The organism is Halomonas beimenensis, assembly GCF_002549795.1.
Taxonomy (GTDB): Bacteria; Pseudomonadota; Gammaproteobacteria; order Pseudomonadales; family Halomonadaceae; genus Halomonas; species Halomonas beimenensis.
Map to the genome: position 1 here is coordinate 3568522 of NZ_CP021435.1, position 16360 is coordinate 3584881.

Annotated in this window: 14 protein-coding genes; 10 read left to right on the plus strand and 4 right to left on the minus strand. The window is 69.7% G+C overall.

Going from position 1 to position 16360, the window contains the following annotated elements; all coding sequences use genetic code 11:
- The first annotated feature begins 1 nt into the window (after position 1).
- On the plus strand, positions 2-355 hold the full coding sequence (locus tag BEI_RS16595; protein ID WP_097790549.1) for a RidA family protein: 354 nt from the start codon (positions 2-4) through the stop codon (positions 353-355).
- 86 nt (positions 356-441) lie between these two features.
- Here BEI_RS16595 and BEI_RS16600 read toward each other — a convergent pair whose 3' ends face one another.
- Together BEI_RS16600 and BEI_RS16605 are read right to left on the minus strand one after the other, a co-directional pair.
- Entirely contained in the window at positions 442-783 is a 342-nt protein-coding gene (locus BEI_RS16600) for a YbjQ family protein (RefSeq protein ID WP_097790550.1), read from the minus strand.
- Positions 784-882: 99 nt separating this feature from the next.
- Positions 883-2313: a sigma-54 interaction domain-containing protein gene (locus BEI_RS16605; protein WP_097790551.1), complete on the minus strand. Its 1431-nt coding sequence runs from the start codon at positions 2311-2313 to the stop codon at positions 883-885.
- Between the two features lie 174 nt (positions 2314-2487).
- Here BEI_RS16605 and speB point away from each other — a divergent pair, with 174 nt between their 5' ends.
- The 4 genes from speB (at position 2488) to BEI_RS16625 (ending at position 8014) form a co-directional block, all read left to right on the plus strand.
- A complete protein-coding gene (speB, locus tag BEI_RS16610) occupies positions 2488-3438 on the plus strand; it encodes an agmatinase (protein WP_097790552.1) in 951 nt (316 codons plus the stop codon).
- 65 nt (positions 3439-3503) lie between these two features.
- Positions 3504-4889 carry a YjiH family protein gene (locus tag BEI_RS16615; RefSeq protein ID WP_097790553.1) on the plus strand — a complete coding sequence of 462 codons (1386 nt, stop codon included), beginning with the start codon at positions 3504-3506 and terminating at the stop codon, positions 4887-4889.
- Positions 4890-4900: 11 nt separating this feature from the next.
- Positions 4901-6544 (plus strand): 5-guanidino-2-oxopentanoate decarboxylase, encoded by a 1644-nt coding sequence (locus BEI_RS16620; RefSeq protein WP_227644505.1) that lies wholly within the window; start codon positions 4901-4903, stop codon positions 6542-6544.
- Positions 6545-6565: 21 nt separating this feature from the next.
- On the plus strand, positions 6566-8014 hold the full coding sequence (locus BEI_RS16625; RefSeq protein ID WP_097790554.1) for an aldehyde dehydrogenase family protein: 1449 nt from the start codon (positions 6566-6568) through the stop codon (positions 8012-8014).
- 80 nt (positions 8015-8094) lie between these two features.
- On the opposite strand, the gene BEI_RS16630 is transcribed toward BEI_RS16625, so the two are convergent.
- Both BEI_RS16630 and BEI_RS16635 read right to left on the minus strand, forming a co-directional pair.
- Positions 8095-8604, minus strand: a complete 510-nt coding sequence (locus BEI_RS16630; protein WP_097790555.1) for a SixA phosphatase family protein — start codon at positions 8602-8604, stop codon at positions 8095-8097.
- Positions 8605-8729: 125 nt separating this feature from the next.
- Positions 8730-9620 (minus strand): LysR family transcriptional regulator, encoded by an 891-nt coding sequence (locus tag BEI_RS16635; protein ID WP_097790556.1) that lies wholly within the window; start codon positions 9618-9620, stop codon positions 8730-8732.
- A gap of 115 nt (positions 9621-9735) precedes the next feature.
- Between BEI_RS16635 and BEI_RS16640 the strand changes: the two genes are divergently transcribed.
- From BEI_RS16640 to BEI_RS16660, 5 genes are all read left to right on the plus strand, one after another.
- Positions 9736-11175 (plus strand): aldehyde dehydrogenase family protein, encoded by a 1440-nt coding sequence (locus BEI_RS16640; protein ID WP_097790557.1) that lies wholly within the window; start codon positions 9736-9738, stop codon positions 11173-11175.
- Between the two features lie 11 nt (positions 11176-11186).
- Positions 11187-12194, plus strand: coding sequence for a dipeptidase (locus BEI_RS16645; RefSeq protein WP_193765129.1), 1008 nt, complete (start codon positions 11187-11189; stop codon positions 12192-12194).
- Between the two features lie 66 nt (positions 12195-12260).
- Entirely contained in the window at positions 12261-13850 is a 1590-nt protein-coding gene (locus BEI_RS16650) for a BCCT family transporter (protein ID WP_097790558.1), read from the plus strand.
- Positions 13843-15594: a hypothetical protein gene (locus tag BEI_RS16655; protein WP_097790559.1), complete on the plus strand. Its 1752-nt coding sequence runs from the start codon at positions 13843-13845 to the stop codon at positions 15592-15594. Before BEI_RS16650 ends, BEI_RS16655 begins: the two co-directional genes overlap by 8 nt.
- Complete coding sequence (locus BEI_RS16660) at positions 15591-16358, plus strand: DUF3726 domain-containing protein (protein ID WP_097790560.1); 768 nt, start codon at positions 15591-15593, stop codon at positions 16356-16358. The genes BEI_RS16655 and BEI_RS16660 overlap by 4 nt, the downstream gene beginning before the upstream one ends.
- The last annotated feature ends 2 nt before the right edge of the window (positions 16359-16360 follow it).

The following is a 16360-nucleotide window of genomic DNA, read 5'->3' on the forward strand; positions in this document are numbered from 1 at the left end:
GATGCCCCTGCAACGCTTCGAGACCGGCGTGCGCATGAGTCGCGCCGTCGTCCATCACGACACCGTCTACCTGTGCGGCCAGGTGGCCGAGGACCGCCACGCCGACATTACCGGCCAGACCGAGACCATGCTGGCCAAGGTCGATGCCCTGCTGGAGAGCGTCGGCAGCGATCGGGGCCACCTGCTCTCCGCGACCCTCTACCTCAAGGACATGGCACTGTTCGAGGAGATGAACCGCGTCTGGGACGCCTGGGTGCCGGAAGGCAAGGCCCCGGCCCGGGCCTGCGTGGAAGCGCGCATGGCCAGCCCGGAGCTGCTGGTCGAGATCTCCGTGGTGGCCGCCCTGGCAAGCTGACAGCGCCTCGAGCCCCAGGCCAAATGCCTGGAGCGGGCCCCGCGAGAGATCGCGGGGCCCTTTTCGTTGTCACTCCGCCCCGACTTTCAGGCCCGCGCCACCTTCACAGCGGTCCCGGTGGCCACCAGGAACAGCATCGACTTGCCGCCGCCGGAGATCTCGCTGTAGTCGAGGTCCACCGCGATCACCGCGTTGGCGCCCAGCGTCTCCGCCTCCCGGCGCAATTCGTCCAGGCAGGCGATGCGGGCGTCGCGCAGGGCATCCTGGGAGGACTTGTTGCGCCCGCCGAAGAAGTCGCGCAGGCCGGCGAACATGTCCTTGAAGACGTTCATGCCGAACACGCACTCGGCGGAGACGATGTCGAGGTGCTCGGTGACGCGATAGCCCTCGAGGTGGGACGAGGTGGTCAGCAGCAGGCGATCGGACATGAGGGGTTCCCTCTTCTCATGATGACAGGAGCCGGTCCCGGGGCGGTGCCGGCGAACGTCCTCAAGGTAGGCGCCTCCCGCGCGCCCTGCAACGCGCCGCTAGGAGATGCCGCGGTCGATCCGCAGGCCATGCTGCCTGAGCTTGCGCACCACGCTGGGCTGGCTGATGCCCAGGCGGTCGGCGATGGCGTAGGTCGAAGGCAACTCGCCACATAGCCCGGCCAGGATCTCGCGCTCGGTGCGCGCCAGGGCGGCCTTGAGCGACTCGCCGGGTGCGATCGACGTCCCGGCCGGGGCGTCGTCGCCGCGGTGACCGGAGGGGACGGGCGCCATTACGTCCCGAGGCACGTCCTCGCCCCGGTCCCGGCCGCGGATCACGTCGTCGGGAGCCGACAGCCAGGCCCGCTCGAGCCAGTTCTCCAGCTCGCGCACGTTGCCGGGCCAGTCCCGGCCCATGAGCTCCTGCCAGGCCTCACGCGCGATGATCTTGTGGCGCCCATAGCGTCGGTTCAGGCGCTCCAGCTGGCGCTCGACCAGCCCCGGGATGTCCTCGCGACGCTCGCGCAAGGGTGGCAGCGTCACGGGGATGACGTTGAGGCGGTAGTAGAGATCGAGCCGGAACAGCCCCGCCTCGACGCGGCGGGCCAGGTCCTGGTTGGTGGCGACCACGAGCCGGAAGTCGAGCTGGCGGGGCCGGGTGTCGCCCAGGCGGGTGACGGTGCCGTCCTGGATGACCTTGAGCAGCTTCGTCTGCATGGGCAGCGGCAGCTCGCCGATCTCGTCCAGGAAGAGGGTGCCCCCCTCGGCCTGCTCCATGAGGCCCGCCTTGCCGCCCGGCGCGGCGCCGCTGAAGGCGCCGTGCCGATAGCCGAACATCTCCGACTCGAAGAGGCTCTCCGGGATGGCCCCGCAGTTCACGTCGATGAAGGGGCCCTCACGGCGAGGGCTCCAGCGGTGCAGCTGGCGGGCAAAGGCGGTCTTGCCCACGCCGGACTCGCCGAGCATCAGCACCGTGGCCTCCGTCGGCGCCACCCGCCGAATCAGCAACGCGATCTCGCGCATCACGCCGCTGCGCACCTCCAGGTCATCCAGCTCCGTCTCCAGCCCCGGCTCGTCGGCCACGCCGCTGCGCCTGAGATGGTCGCTGAAGCGCTGTTGCAGCAGGGCGTACTCCTCCTGCAGCAGCTGGAGGTCGGTGAGGTCCATGGAGCGGCTGACCACGGCCGCGAGCCGGCCGGCCCGGAACACCGGATGAGCCTGGGCGACGACCCGCCGGCCGGTCCCGGTCTCCTGCATCAGCTGCGCGGGCTTGCCGGTGCGCATCACCTCCAGGCTGACCGAGGGCTTCAGGACCCCCTGCGCCTCGAGCGCCTGCACCGTGGTCCGGCAGAGCGCCTCGCGGGACATGCCGTACACCGCCGCCGCCGCGGGGCTGACATCCAGGACCCGGCCGTCGGCATCGACCACGAAGAAGTGGTCATGGGCGGTCTCGATGATGGTGCGCAGGATCAGGCCGTCGATCTCGCTCATGGGACGCTACCGATACAGGAATGGATCAATGATTCATCATTGTATCACCCAGTCCGGGCGCGTGATCCATTCTTGTATCAATGGCTAGAAAAAACCCGTTTTATCAATTCATTACAAAGATGGCACGCTTCCTGCTTGGAGAAAAAGGACATCCATCGAACCAGGAAGCCTGACGTGAGCGACTTCAACCAACCACTGGGCGGTAACGAGATGCCGCGCTTCGGCGGTCCGGCCACCATGATGCGGCTGCCCACCCAGGACGCCGCCGCCGGCCTCGACGCCGCCTTCATCGGCGTGCCCATGGACATCGGCACCTCCAACCGCCCAGGCACCCGCCTGGGGCCCCGCCAGATCCGCGACGAGTCGCGCATGCTGCGCCCCTACAACATGGCCACCCGCGCCGCGCCCTTCGACAGCCTGCAGGTGGCGGACATCGGCGACGTGCCGATCAACACCTTCAATCTGCCCAAGAACCTGGACATCATCACCCGCTACTACGACGAGGTGCTGTCCCATGGCTGCGTGCCCCTGACCCTGGGCGGCGACCACACCCTGACCTGGCCGCTGCTGCGCGCCATCGCCAGGAAGCACGGCCCCGTGGGATTGATCCACATCGACGCCCATGCCGACGTCAACGAGCAGATGTTCGGCGAGGAGATGGCCCACGGCTGTCCCTTCCGCCGCGCCCAGGAGGAAGGCCTACTGGACAGCCGTCGCGTGGTACAGATCGGTCTGCGCGGCACCGGCTACGCCGCCGACGACTTCGACTGGTGCCGTGACCAGGGCTTCCGCGTGGTCACCGCCGAGCAGTGCTGGTACAAGTCGCTGGCGCCGCTGATGGCCGAGGTCCGCGAGCAGATGGGCGACGCCCCCGTCTACATCTCCTTCGACATCGACGGCCTGGACCCCTCCGTGGCGCCCGGCACCGGCACCGTGGAGATGGGCGGGCTCACCGCCCAGCAGGGGCTCGAGATCGTCCGCGGCGCCTGGGGGCTGAACGTGGTCGGCGGCGACCTGGTCGAGGTCGCCCCGCCCTACGACCCCAGCGGCAACACCGCCCTGATGGGCGCGACCCTGCTCTACGAGATGCTGTGCGTGCTGCCCGGCGTCAAGCGCCGCGACTGAGCCACCCTGTGCCATCCCGGCCCGCAGGCCGGGCCCGACGATTACAATGCCAATAGGGAAACGCTATGCCGTCCTCTCTGGATTCCGCCTCGACCCTCGCCGCCGAGGCCGCGCCGATCAGCCGGCACGGCCTGCTGAAGTTCCTGATCCCCTCGCTGCTCGGCGTGGGCCTCTTCCTGGTGCCCTTCTCGACGGGCGACACCATCAACATCGGCATGGGCCTGATGGCCGAGAGCCTCAAGGCGCTGCTCGGTGATGCCCTGCCGGGCATTGCCACGGTCGTGCTGTGCCTGTCGGTCCTGCTGACCGGATACGTGAAGCTCGCCCGGCCCGACTGGGCCCGGGAAGGCGTCTTCCGTGAGCTGTTCGACGTGGCCCCCCTGTGGGTGGTGATGCGCGCCCTCGGCGCCGGCTTCGCGCTGATGACCTTCTTCCAGGTGGGGCCGACGTTCATCACCGCCGCCTATACCGGCGGGGTGATGCTCAACGACCTGGCCCCGGTGCTGCTGACCTTCTTCTTCTTCGCCGCCATCCTGCTGCCCTTCCTGGTCGACTTCGGCTTCATGGAGTTCATCGGCAGCCTGGTGCGAACGCCGTTCCGGCTGGTGTTCGGCCTGCCGGGGCGCAGCGCCATCGACGCCACCGCCTCCTGGATGGGCTCCGGCACCGTCGGCGTGCTGATCACCACCCAGCAGTACGAGCAGGGCTTCTACAATCGCCGCGAGGCCTCGGCCATCGCCACCAATTTCTCCATCGTCTCCATCGCCTTCGCCCTGCTGGTGACCAGCTTCATCGGCATCAACCATCTGTTCGTGCCCTTCTACCTGACCGTGGTCGTCGCCGGCCTGGTCGCCGCGGTGATCGTCCCGCGCCTGCCGCCGCTGTCGCGCAAGCCCGATACCTACCATGAGCCGGTCGGCTGCCGCATCCAGGAAGAGAACACCGGCAACCAGAACCTGCTGCGCTACAGCCTGGGCATGGCCGTGGCCCGGGCCGAGAAGGCGCCCGGTCCGCACCGGTTGCTGCGCCATGCCCTGTTCAACGTCGCCGACATCTTCTTCGGGCTGCTGCCGCTGGTGATCGCCATCGGTACCGTGGCCCTGGTGCTGGCCGAGTTCACGCCGCTGTTCACCTGGCTGTCCTATCCGATGGTGCCGGTGCTGGAGTGGATGCGGATCCCCGAAGCCGAGGCCGCCGCTCCCGCCACCCTGGTCGGCTTCGCCGACATGTTCCTGCCGGCGGTGCTGGCCAGCGACATCGAGAGCGAGCTGACCCGCTTCGTGATCGCCTGCCTGTCGCTGACGCAGCTGATCTACATGTCCGAGATCGGCGCCCTGCTGCTCAAGTCCAAGATCCCGCTCAAGCTCTGGGAGCTGGTGGTCATCTTCCTGCTGCGTACCGTCATCACCCTGCCGATCATCGTGGTGATGGCTCACTGGCTGGTCGGCTGAGGAACCTCCCCATGAACCAGGAACACCCAACCTCCATGACCTGCGCCGAGCTGCTGATCCGCCTGCTACGCGATACCTATGGCGTGGACACCGTCTTCGGCATCCCGGGGGTGCACACCATCGAGCTCTATCGCGGGCTCGAGGGCGGCGAGGGGAGCGGCCTCCGGCACGTCACCCCGCGCCACGAACAGGGCGCCGGCTTCATGGCCGACGGCTACGCCCGCGCCACCGGCCGGCCCGGGGTGTGCTTCATCATCACCGGTCCCGGGATGACCAACATCGCCACGGCCATGGGCCAGGCGCTGGCGGATTCGATCCCGATGCTGGTGATCTCCAGCGTCAATCGCCGCGATACCCTGGGGCGCGGCCAGGGCCGGCTCCACGAGCTGCCCAGCCAGCAACAGCTGCTGGCCGGCGTCTCGCGCTTCAGCCACACCCTGCTCGACCCCGAGGGGTTGCCCGAGGTGCTGGCCCGAGCCTTCGCCGTGTTCGAGGGGGCACGTCCGGGGCCGGTGCACATCGAGATCCCCATCGACCTGTTCGATGCCCCGGTGAGCTCGCCTCGCCGCTGGCGGCGGTCGCCGCTGGCCAAGGCCGCCCCGGCCCCGGACGCCATCGCCGAGGCCGCCGCCTGGCTGGCCAGCGCCGAGCGGCCGCTGGTGCTGCTCGGCGGCGGCTGCGCGGACAGCCCCGGGGCGGCGAGGACCCTGGTCGAGGCCCTGGACGCCCCCGCCGTCACCACCATCAATGCCAAGGGCCTGCTGGGACGCGACCATCCCCTGGACCTGGGCGCCAATGCCTCGCTGCCCGCGGTACGCGAGCTGGCCCGGGAGGCCGACGTGGTGCTGGCCATCGGCACCGAGCTCGGCGAGACCGACTACGACGTGGTCTTCGACGACGGCTTCGTATTGGGCGGCCGGCTGATCCGGATGGATCTCGACCCGCAGCAGCTGGCCCGCAACCAGGCCGCCGACCTGGCGCTGGTCGCCGACGCCGGCCTGGCCCTCGAGTCCCTGGCGGCGCGCCTCAAGGGCACCTGTCTGGCCCGCGGCGGCGACGAACGCGCCCGGACCGTGCGGCAAGCCCTGGGACTCGACCGGGATCCGGCCTTCTCGCCCTATGTGCCGCTGTTCGACACGCTGCGCGAGGCCCTGCCCGAGGCGATCCTGGTCGGCGATTCCTGCGCCACCACCTACGCCGCCAACCACCTGGTCGCCCAGCCGGCCCCGCGGCGCTTCTTCAATGCCTCCACCGGCTACGGGACCCTCGGCTACGGCCTGCCGGCGGCCCTCGGCGCCAGCCTCGCCCGCCCCGACCTGCCGGTGGTGGCCCTGGTCGGCGACGGCGGCGTGATGTTCACCCTGCCCGAGTTGGCCTGCGCGGTGGAGGAGCGCCTGCCGGTGGTGATCCTGCTGTGGCACAACCAGGGCTATGAGGAGATCCGCCGCTTCATGGAAGACGCCGGAGTCACCCGCCTCGGCGTCGACATCCAGGCACCGGACTTCCTGACCGTGGCCCACGGCTTCGGGTGCCTGGCCACTCGCGTCACCACTCCTGTCGAGCTGGCCCACGCCCTGGCCAGCCGACCCGCCGACGGCCCCCTGCTGATCGAGATCGACGCCGCCGCCTGGACCGCGGCCGTCGCCCATGCCTGATCCCGGATTCGGAGCCTTATCGTGCAACGACTGACCGAGCAGTTTATCGACAATCACTGGCTCCCCTCCCGGGGGAAGCGATCCCTGGCGGTGACCGATCCCTATCGCCAAAAGCAGATCGCCGAGGTCACCGCCGGCGATCCCGACGTCGAGGAGGCCGCGGTGGCCGCCGCCCGTCGCGCCCTGCCCGCCTGGCAGGCCCTGGGAGGCGAGCGCCGGGCCGCCTACCTGGAGGCGTTCGCCGAGGCCCTCGCCGAACGGCGCGAGGCACTGATGCGCCTCTCGGCCACCAACAACGGCAAGGCCCTGGCCGAGGCCGGCATCGACCTGGACGACGCCATCGCCTGCTACCGCTACTACGCCGGCCAGGCCCGGGCCCTGGAAGCGCGTCAGGGCCGCCGCGTCGAACACGGCCTGGACGGCATCGAGGCGCGCACCTACGAGGATCCGGCCGGCGCGGTGGGCCTGATCACCCCCTGGAACTTCCCGCTGGTGACCAGCGCCTGGAAGATCGCCCCGGCGCTGGCGGCGGGTTGCACGGTGGTCTTCAAGCCTTCCGAGGTCACCCCCCTGCCGGAGCAGGCGGTGGCCGAGATCGCCCTGGCCATCGGCCTGCCGCCCGGGGTGCTCAACCTGGTGCACGGCGACGGCGAGAGCATCGGCGCGCCCCTGACCGCCCATCCGGGCATCGACAAGCTGTCCTTCACCGGCAGCAACGCCGTGGGCGAGCGGGTGATGCGCGCCGCCGCCCAGGGCGTGCGGGGCGTGTCGCTGGAGCTTGGCGGCAAGTCGCCGATCCTGGTGCTCGACGACGCCGAGGTCGAGGCCGCCGCCGACTGGGTGATGGCCGGCATCTACTTCAACAGCGGCCAGATCTGCTCGGCCACCTCGCGGCTGATCGTCCACGCCTCCCTGGCCGAGCCCCTCTACGCGGCCCTCGCCGAGCGCATCGACGCCCTTCGCCTGGGGGATCCGCTGGCCGACGACACCGACATGGGGCCCATGACCAGCGCCCGCCAGCGCCAGGTCGTGGAGGGCTACCTGGCGATCGCCGCCGAGGAGGGCCTCACGGCGGTGCGCGACGCTCGTCACCGGGAACTGCCCGCCCGGGGCGAGTTCGTCGCCCCGACCCTGTATCGCGACGTGCCCGTCGACAGCCGGCTATGGCAAGAGGAGATCTTCGGCCCGGTCCTCTGCGCGCGAAGCGTCGCGAGCGAGGACGAGGCGATCGCGCTGGCCAACGACAGCGCCTTCGGCCTGGCCGCCACCGTGATCTCGGGCGATGCCGGGCGAGCCCGGCGCGTCGGTCGGGCGCTGCGCGCCGGCAGCGTCTGGTTCAACAGCGAGCAGCTGGTGCTGCCGGAGGCCGGCTGGGGCGGCTTCGGAATCAGCGGCATCGGCCGCGAGCTGGGCCCCTGGGGCATGGCCGGCTACCTCGAGGTCAAGCACCTGATCGGCCCGGCCGGCTGAGCCCAGCCGGGCCCACGGCATTGCCCCCGGCATCCGGCCGGGGTCACTCGCTCCGGCCCGGTACCACCGCCGGTTCGCCCTCACGACAGCTGGCGTGGCGTGACGAGTTCGACCAGCCGCCCCGCCCCCTGGCCGAGCGACGCCCAGGCCCCGTCGAGCTCGACCCGCGCCAGCGCGGCGGTGGGCAGCAGCTTGCCGTCCTCGGGCACGGGTGGCGGCTCGGGCAGCAGCCAGGTCAGGAAGTCTTCGAGGCCGGGATTGTGGCCGACGACCATGAGTCGCGAGGTCACGTCGGGACAGCGCGCCACGACCCTCGCCAGGGCCTCGGGACCGGCCGCGTACAGGTCCTCTTCGACCTCGACGACGGCGGGAGCCAGCCCCATCGCCTCGGCGCACAATTCGGCGGTGGCCTTTGCCCTCAAGGCGGGGGACGTGAGGATCCGCTCGGGCACCTTGCCCTGTTTGGCGAGCCAGACTCCGATGCGCCGCGCGCCGCGACGTCCGCGCTTCTTCAGGGGACGGTCGACGTCGTCCACCGGCGTCGACCAGTCGGACTTGCCGTGACGCAGCAACAGCAGCTCCCGGGGCATGGCACTCCTCCCTTCGCTCAGCGATAGGGCGTCGGATGGCTGGCATCGAGGGCTTTCATGATAGCAGCCGGCGGCTCCTCGCCCTGGCCACGCGTCCGCGTCGGGATCATGCCCTCCCTGGTGACTCACTCTGCCGCCGGCTCGCCGTTCAGTTCATGGATGATGAAGGCCTCCATGGCCTGGGCGGCGGGCGACAGGCTGCGCTGGCGGAGCCTGAGCAGGCCCAGCTCGCGTTCGACATACGGGGTCGCGAGGGGAATGAAGCGCAGTCGCGCGTACTCCTCGGGAAAGGCCAGCCGCGGCAGGGTGGTGATGCCGACCCCGGCCACCAGCATGGCGGTCAGCGAGATCATGTTGGAGATATCGAAGGCGCTCTGGGCCAGCAGCGGGGCCGCCTCGGTGCCCTCCAGCAGCCGCGAGGTGCCGTTGCGGATCAGCGCATGCCCCTGAAGCTCCCTCCAGTCCAGGGCCTGGCGCTGGGCCAGCGGATGGTCATCCCGGCACACCACGCCCACGGCATCATGCATCAGGGGCAGGAAGGCCAGGTCGTCGTCCTGCTGCCAGAGGCTGGTGAAGCCCAGGTCCACCTCGCCGCCTGCCACCATCCGGCTGACGAAGTCCGCGTTGCCGTCCTGGAGGCTGACCCTGAGGTTCGGGTAGCGGGCGATGAAATCGCCGAGCAGGCGCGGCATCAGGCGGCTGGCCACCGAGGGCACCGCCGCCATGTCGAGATGGCCGGCCCGCTTCTCCACCTGGGCGACCAGTTCCCGGCTCAGGCGATCGTGCTGATTGATCAGCGCCCGGAAACGCGGCAGGCAATAGGCCCCGAAGGGCGTGAGGGTCGCCTTGCCGCCCTTCTCGAACAGCGGCTCGCCCAGGCGCTGCTCCAGTTCCCGCACCGCCATGGAGACCGCCGGCTGGGTGCGATGCAGCTGGCGCGCGGCGGCATGGAAGCCACCGGCATCGACGATGGCCAGGACATAGCGCAGGGGCTGGATCTTGAGCTCGGGCAGCATGGCGACCTCGGCATGGCGAAACGGTAAGAGCCTCTTATCATTTTATCTTTTTTATTGATTATCCTTATCTTGGACCCTCGCCTAGGATGACGGCAACGTCACACAGGAGGTCCCCATGTCCCACGTTCATTCTCTCTACATCGACGGCGCCTGGATCGACGGCCAGGGCAGCATCACCAACCTCAACCCCTCCGACACCCGCGACGCGATCGGCGAGTATGCCCAGGCCGATGTCGACCACGCCGGCCAGGCCATCGCCGCCGCCAAGCGCGGCCTCGCCGAATGGCGCCAGAGCGGCCTGGAGCAGCGCTACGGCGTGCTGATGGCCATCGGCGACGAGCTGGCCGCCCGCAAGGACGAGCTCGGCGAACTGCTGGCCCGGGAAGAGGGCAAGACGCGCGCCGAGGGTGTCGGCGAGGTCTATCGCTCCGCGCAGTTCTTCCACTACTACGCCGCCGAGGTGCTGCGCCAGATCGACGAGCGGGTCGACTCCGTGCGCCCGGGCATCGAGGTGGACACCCGCCGTGAGCCGGTGGGCGTGGTGGGGATCATCAGCCCCTGGAACTTCCCCATGGCCACCGCCGTGTGGAAGATCGCCCCGGCGCTGGCCTTCGGCAACGCCGTGATCTTCAAGCCGGCCAACCTGGTGCCGGCCAGCGCCTGGGCGCTGACCGAGATCATCAGCCGCCAGGCGCTGCCCGCCGGCACCTTCAACCTGCTGATGGGCCCGGGCAGCAGCGTCGGCGATGCGCTCATCTCGAGCCCCGAGATCGATGCCCTGAGCTTCACCGGCTCCCTGGACGTGGGCCGCCGCGTGGCCGCCGCCACCGCCGGCAACCTGGTCAAGTGCCAGCTGGAGATGGGCTCCAAGAACGCCCTGATCGTCGCCGACGACGCCGACCTGGACCTGGCCGTGGAAGCCGCCTTCGCCGGCGCCTACTCCGGCACCGGCCAGAAGTGCACCGCCTCCTCGCGCCTCATCGTCACCGAGGCGGTCCACGATGCCTTCGTCGAGAAGCTGATCGACAAGCTGAAGACGATCCGGGTCGGCCACGCCCTGGAGGACGGCGTGCACATCGGCCCCGCCGTGGATGCCCGCCAGCTGGAGTCCAACCTGGCCTGGGTCGAGCGCGCGAAGGCCGACGGGGCCACTCTGGCCTTCGGCGGCGAGCGCCTGGAGCGCGACACCGACGGCTTCTTCATGGCGCCGACGCTGTTCGTCGACACCCGCAACGACATGGCCATCAACCGTGAGGAGGTCTTCGGGCCGATCGCCTGCGTGATCAAGGTCCGCGACTACGAGGAGGCCATCGCCACCCTCAACGACACCAACTTCGGCCTCACCGCCGGCATCATCACCGACTCCCTGAAGCTCGCCAATGACTTCAAGGCCCGCGCCGAGACCGGCTGCGTGATGGTCAACCTGGCCACCGCCGGCACCGATTACCACGTGCCCTTCGGCGGCCGCAAGGATTCCAGCTTCGGTCCCCGGGAGCAGGGCCGCTACGCCCGCGAGTTCTACACCGTGGTCAAGACCTGCTACGTCAAGGCCTGAGGAGATCGCCCATGTCCAAGGAAATGCTCATCGTCGACGGCCTGCAGTACTCCAACTGGTCGCGGGAGATCTTCGAGCAGATGCGCGAGGGCGGCGTCGACGCCGTCCACGCCACCCTGGTCTATCACGAGAACACCCGCGAGACCCTGTCGCGCCTGGGCGAGTGGAACCGCCGCTTCGAGGCCCATGGCGACCTGATCATGCCGGTGCGCGCGCCGGGCGACATCGAGCGCGCCCGCCAGGCCGGCAAGGTGGGCATCTTCCTCGGCGCCCAGAACTGCTCGCCCATCGAGGACGACATCGACATGGTCGCGGTGATGCGCGACCTGGGGCTGCTGATCATGCAGCTGACCTACAATAACCAGAGCCTGCTGGCCTGCGGCTGCTACGAGGCCGAGGACAGCGGCATCACCCGCTTCGGCCGCCAGGTGATCCGCGAGATGAACCGGGTGGGCATGGTCATCGACATGTCCCACAGCGCCGAGCGCTCGACCCTGGAGGCCGTGGAGCTCTCCGAGCGGCCGGTGATCATCTCCCACGCCAACCCGGCCTCCTTCCATCCGGCCAAGCGCAACAAGTCGGACAGGGTGCTCCGGGCCATCGCCGAGTCCGGCGGGATCCTGGGCTTCTCGGCCTACCCCTTCCACCTGAAGAACGGGCCGGACTGCTCCCTCGAGGACTTCTGCGACATGGTCGCCCGCACCGCCGACCTGATGGGCATCGAGCACATCGGCATCGGCACCGACCTGTGCCAGGCCCAGCCGACCTCGGTGCTGGAGTGGATGCGCAACGGCCGCTGGTCCAAGGAGATGGACTACGGCGAAGGCAGCCAGGCCAACGCCGACTGGCCCCGTCCCCTGTCCTGGCTGCGGGACAGCCGGGACTTCCCGAACCTGATCGCGGGACTGCGTCGGCGTGGCTTCGACGAGACCTCGATCGCCCGGGTCATGGGACGCAACTGGGTCGAGCTGCTGGAGCGCGCCGCCGTCCCGGCCGGGGCCGGGGACGTCGCCGCCTGACCAGACCGACCGCCTGACCGACAATAACAACGGGCCCGCCGGGCCCTTCAGCCAAAGGCCATCGACATGACACAACACAATATCGCCACCCCAGCGGTCTCCGCGCCGCGGGAGCACCGCCTGGGCGACCCCGTCGTGCTGACGCTCAGCGTGGGCTTCATCCTGCTGTTCGTCGCCCTGTCGCTGTATGACGTCGACATGGTGGCCGGTGCCATCGGCGCCGGCTTCGCCTGGACGGCCCGCACCCTGGGCTCCTACTTCCAGCTGCTGTTGCTGTTGACCTTCTTCATCGGCCTCGGCGTGGCTGTCTCCCCCGCCGCCAGCGCCAAGATCGGCAACCGCGCCACGCCGGAGATCAGCACCTTCAAGTGGCTGTCGATCATCATGTGCACCCTGCTGGCCGGCGGGGGCGTGTTCTTCGCCGCCGGCGAGCCGGTCTATCACTTCGTGGTCACGCCCCCGGCCTTCTCCACCGAGGCGGGCACCGCCGAGGCCGTGGCCGGGGCCCTGGCCCAGTCCTTCATGCACTGGGGCTTCCTGGCCTGGGCGGTACTCGGCTCGCTGACCGCGGTGGTGCTGGCCCACGCCCACTACGACAAGGGCCAGCCGCTGCAGCCCCGCACCCTGCTCTACCCGGTCCTCGGCGAGCGAGTGATGGGCGGCACCTTCGGCGGCGTGGTCGACGCCCTGTGCGTGATCGCCGTGGTCGCCGGCACCGTGGGCCCGATCGGCTTCCTGGCCACCCAGGTGAGCTTCGGCCTGCACGAGCTGTTCGGCGTCTCCGAGGGCTACGGCACCCAGCTGGTGATCCTGGTGGCCCTGGCCGCGGTCTACGTGACCTCGGCGGTGACCGGCATCCATCGCGGCATCCAGCTGCTCAGCCGCTTCAACGTCTTCCTGGCGCTGGCCATCGCCGCGGTGATCTTCCTGTTCGGCCCCACGCTGTTCCTGACCAACGCCTACACCCAGGGCATCGGCGAGTACCTGACCTCCTTCTTCGCCATGGCCACCATGACCGCCGAGACCGCGCCCGACTGGTGGATGCAGTGGTGGACGGTGTTCTTCTTCGCCTGGTTCATCGGCTATGGCCCGCTGATGGCGATTTTCGTGGCGCGCATCTCCCGGGGCCGCACCATCCGCCAGATGATCCTGGCCGTGGCGGTGATGGCGCCGATCGCCACCACCGTCTGGTTCACCCTGCTGGGCGGCTCGGGCATCCACTACCAGCTGACCGGGGCCATCGACCTGACCGAGGCGCTGAACAACTTCCAGTTCGACGTGGCCACCCTCACCGTGGCCCAGGCGCTGCCCGGCGGCACCCTGATGGCGCTGGCCATCCTGGTGCTGACCACCATCTTCGTCGCCACCACCGGCGACTCCATGAGCTATGCCATCGCCGTGGTGGGCTCCGGCCACGACCGTCCCAGCACCCTGGTGCGGGCCTTCTGGGGCATCGCCATGGCGCTGATGGCGGGCATCCTGCTGTACATGGGGGCCGGCCAGATCAGCGTGCTGCAGCAGTTCATCGTGCTCACCGCCATTCCGGTGTCGCTGGTGCTGCTGCCTTCCCTGTGGACCGGGCCCCAGGCCGCCCTTGCCATGGCCCGCTCCCAGGGCCTGTCCACGCGTCGCAATCTGGAGCAGAAGCATGACTGAGTTCGCCTACCCGACCCCCGCTTCGGTGCCGCTGCGCCCCGCCGAGGAGGTCATGGACCTGGAGCGTCTGGGCAGCCTGCCGGCCAGCCGCCTGAGCTTCGTGCGCAGCCTCATCCGCCAGATGGCCCGCCAGCGCTGGCAGATCAGCCGCGCCCGCTTCGACCTGGATGATCAGGGGCACGGCATCGCCATCTATCGGCTGCAGACGCCCCAGGGCCGCTATCACGGGGTGATCTTCTCCCAGCACCTGGAGGACGATCAGCGCTCCGACCGGGTGATCGCCCAGGCCTGGGACGTCACCTTCGGGGTGGTCGAGGGCGACGTGGACGACGCCCTGCTCGAGCAGATGGCCGCCAACGTGCCGCTGCAGGAGGCCGGGCGCCAGCATCCGCGCCTGCTGGTGCTGTCACGGGCCAACCGCAGCCTGCGCAACTTCACCCATTTCGTGGAGGCGCTGTCCGCCGGCGACCAGCCCGACCCGGCCTGGCTGACCCGGGTCGGCTACCTCTACCGGACCACGGCGGTCTACGGCAACGGCAAGTTCGGCATCGCCGACTACGTCCGCCTGCGGGACAATCCCGACTTCCAGCGGCCCTTCTCGGCCCAGATGCTGGCGGTCTACCTGCTGCGCCACTTCTCCATCGAGCAGGTGGAGCACATCGCCCGCCGCCGGGCGCCCGAGACCGCGGTGCCCATGGCCACCGAGCTGCGTCGCTATCTGGGCATCGGCAATTCCACCGGGCTCGGCATGGCCCCCTTCCTGATCAACCATCCCCAGCTGATCCAGCAGTGGGTGACCTGTCGGGAGACCGCCCTGGCCCTGGCCCTGGCGCAGACGCCGGACGAGGACAGCCGCCGGCGGCTGATCGCCCTGACCCGGCGCGCCATGCGGCACCTGGCGCAGACGGTCAGCGAGGATGCCGACCAGGGCGCGCGCAACGCCGCCCTGGGGGCGGCCCTGCCGGAGGTGATCGCCTGGCTCGAGGAGATGCCGCTGGAGCCGGACCTCTGGCAACAGCTGGTGGCCTGGAGCGCGCGCACCCTGCCTCTGGAGGCCCAGGAGCTGGTCAACACCCTGCTGATCGAGCTCTACCCCGAGCGGGTCGATCCGCTGGAGGACCGGATGGGCACCGAGGAGCGCCTGGAGCTGACCCCGGACATGCCGCTGGTGCGCCTCAAGCAGCTGATCGAGACGCACTATGACTGGGCCCTGGCCGAGGACTTCGACCGTCCCGAGGCGCGCCACTGGTTCTGGTATCGCTCCGCCGAGAAGGAAGAGCCCCGGCTCGGCGTGCGCGGCGAGGAGCCCGGCGCCGAGAAGGAACTGCCGCTGGCCATCGCGCCCCGGGTCCACCACACCCACGGGGTCCTGAGCGACTTCCTGGAGGCCAACCCCCGCGCCCTGGTGGTGGAGTTTTTGATCGCCCACCCGCGCCACAAGGACATCGTGCGGCGCATCCAGTCGATGGTGGAGACGCCCTACGGGGAGATCCGCGCCAACCTCTGGCACCGGGACATGAAACCCATGCACCTGCTGCGCACCAAGCTGGCGTTCTTCGGCGCCAGCCGCTTCGATCCCAAGTCGGACCGCTGGGTGCGCATCACCCTCTTCCAGGGCGCGCCCCTGGTCGAGGAGCTCAACGCCGAGCCCCGGGACCTGGCCGACTTCGACGACTGGAGCTTCCCGCTGGAGCCCGAGGGCATCGGGCAGGCACAACCACAAGGCGCAGGAGAGACATCATGAAGGCGTCCTACAACGAGCTGCAGGGCCTGTGCCGCAAGGCCTTCATCGGCATGGGCTTCGAGGAGGCCGACGCCGCGGATGCCGCCGACATGGTCGCTTGGATGCAGTGCTTCGGCCTCGGCGGCCTGGCCGCCCTGAACCGCGGCCTGGACTTCCTGCTCGACGAGGATCCCGACGAGCTGCCCAGCGTGCTCTACCAGGACGGCGACCTGGCGGTGGTCGACGGCCATGGCCAGAGCGTGCTGCGCAGCTCCACCCTGGCCCTGGAGCTCGGCTTCGCCAAGGCCCGGGCCCGCGGGCTCTCGGTGACCAAGATCCGCCACTGCCACAACCGCCAGCTGATCATGGGCTACCTGGCCCGCCTGGCCGGCCGCGGCATGAACGTCACCGCCTTCTGGCGCAACGTCCAGCAGCCGCTCACCGAGCAGGTGGTGGGCTTCCGGGCCAATGGCTCGGCGCCGGAGATCCGCGTCTACGCGGTACAGGAGGTGCCGGAGGAGAACGAGCCCAACGACGGCATCACCCTGGTGATGGCCAACCACGTCGACCTGCTGCCGGCGATGCGCTCGGACTACCGCTACGACCTGCTGGCGCGCCACGACGAATCGGACCTGCTGGCCTGCCGCAACCAGGCGCTGAAAGAGGGCATCGAGGTGGAAGAGGCCGTCTGGGAACGCCTCAAGCACCTCGCCACCCGCATGCTGGTGGAGGCCACCGACGCCTCCCGCGAAGGCGCCGGCGCCGGCACCCACGACAACGACTGAGA

Coding starts and splice junctions, on each gene's coding strand:
- BEI_RS16595 (WP_097790549.1), top strand. CDS start 2: ATGCCCCTGCAACGCTTCGAGACCGGCGTGCGCATGAGTCGCGCCGTC.
- BEI_RS16600 (WP_097790550.1), bottom strand. CDS start 783: ATGTCCGATCGCCTGCTGCTGACCACCTCGTCCCACCTCGAGGGCTAT.
- BEI_RS16605 (WP_097790551.1), bottom strand. CDS start 2,313: ATGAGCGAGATCGACGGCCTGATCCTGCGCACCATCATCGAGACCGCC.
- BEI_RS16615 (WP_097790553.1), top strand. CDS start 3,504: ATGCCGTCCTCTCTGGATTCCGCCTCGACCCTCGCCGCCGAGGCCGCG.
- BEI_RS16620 (WP_227644505.1), top strand. CDS start 4,901: ATGAACCAGGAACACCCAACCTCCATGACCTGCGCCGAGCTGCTGATC.
- BEI_RS16630 (WP_097790555.1), bottom strand. CDS start 8,604: ATGCCCCGGGAGCTGCTGTTGCTGCGTCACGGCAAGTCCGACTGGTCG.
- BEI_RS16635 (WP_097790556.1), bottom strand. CDS start 9,620: ATGCTGCCCGAGCTCAAGATCCAGCCCCTGCGCTATGTCCTGGCCATC.
- BEI_RS16640 (WP_097790557.1), top strand. CDS start 9,736: ATGTCCCACGTTCATTCTCTCTACATCGACGGCGCCTGGATCGACGGC.
- BEI_RS16645 (WP_193765129.1), top strand. CDS start 11,187: ATGTCCAAGGAAATGCTCATCGTCGACGGCCTGCAGTACTCCAACTGG.
- BEI_RS16650 (WP_097790558.1), top strand. CDS start 12,261: ATGACACAACACAATATCGCCACCCCAGCGGTCTCCGCGCCGCGGGAG.
- BEI_RS16655 (WP_097790559.1), top strand. CDS start 13,843: ATGACTGAGTTCGCCTACCCGACCCCCGCTTCGGTGCCGCTGCGCCCC.
- BEI_RS16660 (WP_097790560.1), top strand. CDS start 15,591: ATGAAGGCGTCCTACAACGAGCTGCAGGGCCTGTGCCGCAAGGCCTTC.